Source organism: Lentzea sp. CA-135723 (assembly GCF_050936595.1).
Lineage (GTDB): Bacteria > Actinomycetota > Actinomycetes > Mycobacteriales > Pseudonocardiaceae > Lentzea.
On sequence record NZ_JBNJMK010000006.1, the window covers coordinates 1 to 4,151 of the forward strand.

Here is a 4,151-nt window from a genome sequence, read left to right on the forward strand (position 1 = left end):
AATGGGAAGCCGGGGCCGAGCGCCGGCCACGATACGCCGCCGCCGCCGCCACGATACGCTGCTGCCATTACGCCGCCGCCGCCGCCGCCAGTTGCCGGCCAGCTGGGGCTACGTCATTACGCCGAGGCTATTACGCTACGCCACGACATGCGCTGCTGCCGCCGCCGAGGGGCTACGCCGATGGCCGCTACGCCGAGGCCAAGGCCACGGCTACGATGGCCACGGCCAAGGCCGCTGATGAAGGCCACGGCCAAGGCCGAAGGCCACGATGGCCGGGGCTGCCGCCACGATACGAGGCCGCCGCCACGAGGAGGGCCGCCACGAGGATGATGAGGCCACGATTGCCGGCCACGAGGGCCGAGCGCGCGCGCGCGCGAAGGAGCGAGCGAGCGAGCGAGCGCGAGCGAGCGAGCGCGAGCGCGAGCGAGCGGCAAAGGCGCGCGCGAGCGCGCGAGGAGCGCGATAGCGCGAAGCGCGAGCGCGACGCGCGAGCGCGCGCGATAGCGCGAGGCGCGAGCGCGCGCGCGCGCGCGCGCGCGCGCCGCGCCGCGCGCGCGCGCGCGCGCGCGCGCGCGCGCGCGCGCGCGCGCGCGCGCGCGCGCGCGCGCGCGCGCGCGCGCGCGCGCGCGCGCGCGCGCGCGCGCGCGCGCGCGCGCGCGCGCGCGCGCGCGCGCGCGCGCGCGCGCGCGCGCGCGCGCGCGCGCGCGCGCGCGCGCGCGCGCGCCGCGCGCGCGCGCGCGCGCGCGCGCGCGCGGCGGCCGCCGGCGCCGCGCGCGCGCGCGCGCGCGCGCGCGCGCGCGCCGCCGCCGCCGCGCGCGCTGCCGCGCGCGCCGCGCGCGCGCCGGCGCGCGCGCGCGCGCGCGCGCGCGCGCCAGCGCGCCGCGCGCGCCGCGCGCGCGCGCGCGCGCGCGCGCGCGCGCGCGCGCGCGCGCGCGCGCGCGCGCGCGCGCGCTGCGCGCGCGCGCGCGCGCGCGCGCGCGCGCGCGCGCGCGCGCTGCGCGCGCGCGCGCGCGAGCGCGCGCCGCGCGCGCGCGCGCGACGCGCGCGCGCGCCGCGCGCGCGCGCGCGCGCGCGCGCGCGCGGCGCGCGCGCGCGCGCGCGCGCGCGCGCGCGCGCGCGCGCGCGCGCGCGCGCGCGCGACGCGCGCGCGCGCGCGCGCGCGGCGCGCGCGCGCGCGCGCGCGCGCGCGCGCGCGCGCGCGCGCGCGCGCGCGCGCGCGCGCGCGGCGAGCGCGCGCGCGCGCGCGCGCGCGCGCGCGCGCGCGCGCGCGCGCGCGCGCGCGCGCGCGCGCGCGCGCGCGCGCGCGCGCGCGCGCGCGCGCGCGACGCGCGCGCGCGCGCGCGCGCGCGCGCTGCGCGCGCGCGCGCGCGCGCGCGCGCGCGCGCGCGGAGCGCGCGCGCGCGCGCGCGCGCGCGGCGCGAGCGCGAGCGCGCGCGCGCGCGCGCGCGCGCGCGCGAGGCGCGAGCGCGCGCGCGCGCGCGCGCGCGCGCGCGCGCGCGCGCGCGCGCGCGCGCGCGCGCGCGCGCGCGCGCGCGCGCGCGCGCGCGCGCGCGCGCGCGCGCGCGCGCGCGCGCGCGCGCGCGCGCGCGCGCGCGAGCGCGCGCGCGCGCGCGAGCGCGCGCGCGCGCGCGCGCGCGCAGCGCGCGCGCGCGCGCGCGCGCGCGACGCGCGCGCGCGCGCGCGCGCGCGACGCGCGCGCGCGCGCGCGCGCGCGCGCGCGCGCGCGCGCGCGCGCGCGCGCGCGCGCGCGACGCGCGCGCGCGCGCGCGCGCGCGCGCGCGCGCGCGCGCGCGCAAGCGCGCGCGCGCGCGCGCGCGCGCGAACGCGCGCGCGCGCGCGCGCGCGCGCGCGCGCGCGCGCGCGCGCGCGCGCGCGCGCGCGCGCGCGCGCGCGCGCGCGACGCGCGCGCGCGCGCGCGCGCGCGCGCGCGCGCGCGCGCGCGCGCGCGCGCGCGCGCGCGCGCGCGCGCGCGCGCGCGCGCGCGCGCGCGCGCGCGCGCGCGCGCGCGCGCGCGCGCGCGCGCGCGCGCGCGCGCGCGCGCGCGCGCGCAACGCGCGCGCGCGCGCGCGCGACGCGCGCGCACGCGCGCGCGCGCGCAGCGCGCGCGCAGCGCGCAGCGCGCAGCGGAGCGCGCGCAGCGACGCGCGCGCGCGCGCGCGCGCGCGCGCGCGCGCGCGCGCGCGCGCGCGCAGCGCGCGCGCGACGCTGCCGCAGCGCGCGCGCGCGCGGCGGCGCGGCCGCGCGCGCGCGCGCGCGCGCGCGCGCGCGAGCGCGCGAGCGGCGAGCGGGCGCGCGCGCGCGCGCGCGGCGCGCGCGCGCGCGCGCGCGCGCGCGCGCGCGCGCGCGCGCGCGCGCGCGCGCGCGCGCGCGCGCGCGCGCGCGCGCGGCGCGCGCGCGCGCGCGCGCGGCGCGCGCGCGCGCGCGCGCGCGCGCGGCGCGCGGCGCGCGCGCGCGCGCGCGCGCGCGCGCGCGCGCGCGCGGGCGCGCGGGCGCGCGCGCGCGCGCGCGCGCGCGCGCGCGCGCGCGCGCGCGCGCGCGCGCGCGCGCGCGCGGCGCGCGCGCGTGCGCGCGGCGCGCGGGCGGCGCGCGCGTGCGGCGGCGGCGCGCGCGCGGCGCGCGCGCGTGCGCGGCGGCGCGCGCGCGCGGCGCGCGGCGGCAGCGCGCGCGCGCGCGCGCGCGCGCGCGCGCGCGCGCGCGCGCGCGCGCGCGGCGCGCGAGCGCGCGCGCGCGCGCGGCGCGCGCGCGCGCGCGCGCGCGCGCGCGCGCGCGCGCGCGCGCGCGCGCGCGCGCGCGCGCGCGCGCGCGCGCGCGCGCGCGCGCGCGCGCGACGCGCGCGCGCGCGCGCGCGCGCGCGCGCGCGCGCGCGCGCGCGCGCGTGCGCGCGCGCGCGCGCGCGCGCGCGCGGCGCGCGCGCGCGCGCGCGCGCGCGCGCGGCGCGCGCGCGCGCGCGCGCGCGCGCGCGCGCGCGCGCGCGCGCGCGCGCGCGCGCCGCGCGCGCGCTGCGCGCGCGCGGCGCAGCGCGCGCGCGCGCGGCGCGCGCGCGCGCGCGCGGCCGCGGCGGCGCGCGCGCGGCGCGGCGCGCGCGCGCGCGGCGCGCGCGCGCGCGCGCGCGCGCTGGCGCGCGCGCGCGCGCGCGCGCGCGCGCGCGCGCGCGCGCGCGCGCGCGCGCGCGCGCGCGCGCGCGCGCGCGCGCGCGCGCGCGCGCGCGCGCGCGCGCGCGCGCGCGCGCGCGCGCGCGCGCGGGCGCGCGCGCGCGCGCGCGCGCGCGCGCGCGCGCGCGCGGCGCGCGCGCGCGCGCGCGCGCGCGGCGCGCGCGCGCGCGCGCGCGCGCGCTGCGCGCGCGCGCGCGCGCGCGCGCGCGCGCGCGCGCGCGCGCGCGCGCGCGCGCGCGCGCGCGCGCGCGCGCGCGCGCGCGCGCGCGCGCGCGGCGCGCGCGCGCGCGCGCGCGCGCGCGCGCGCGCGTGCGCGCGCGCGCGCGCGCGCGCGCGCGCGCGCGCGCGCGCGCGCGCGCGCGCGCGCGCGCGCGCGCGCGCGCGCGCGCGCGCGCGCGCGCGCGCGCGCGCGCGCGCGCGCGCGCGCGTGTGCGCTGGGCGGCAGCGGCAGGCGGCGGTGTGCTGCTGCTGCTGCGCTGTGCGGCGCGCGCGCGCGCGCGCGCGCGCGCGCGCGTGCGCGCGCGCGCGTGCGCGCGCGCGCGCGCGCGCGCGCGCGCTGCGCGCGCGACGCGCGCGCGCGCGCTGCCGTGCGCGCGCGCGCGCGCGGTCGGCGCGCGCGCGCGCGCGCGCGCGCGCGCGCGCGCGCGCGCGCGCCGGCGCGCGCGCGCGCGCGCGCGCGCGCGCGCGCGCGCGCGCGCGCGCGCGCGCGCGCGCGCGCGCGCGCGCGCGCGCGCGCGCGCGCGCGCGCGCGCGGGGCGCGCGCGCGCGCGGCGCGCGCGCGCGCGCGCGCGCGCGCGCGCGCGCGCGCGCGCGCGCGCGCGCGCGCGCGCGCGCGCGCGCGCGCGCGCGCGCGCGCGCGCGCGCCGCGCGCGCGCGCGCGCGCGCGCGCGCGCGCGGCGCGGCGCGCGCGCGCGCGCGCGCGCGCGCGCGCGCGCGCGCGCGCGCGCGCGCGCGCGGGCGCGCGCGCGGGCGCGCGCGCGCGCGCGCGCGCGCGCGCGC

Annotated in this window: 1 protein-coding gene; it reads left to right on the top strand. The window is 95.0% G+C overall.

Annotation, left to right across the window (positions count from 1 at the left end; translation table 11 throughout):
* Positions 1-341 precede the first annotated feature (341 nt).
* On the top strand, positions 342-4,151 hold a 3,810-nt coding region (locus ACQEU1_RS45345; RefSeq protein WP_433217414.1), incomplete at its 3' end, for a hypothetical protein.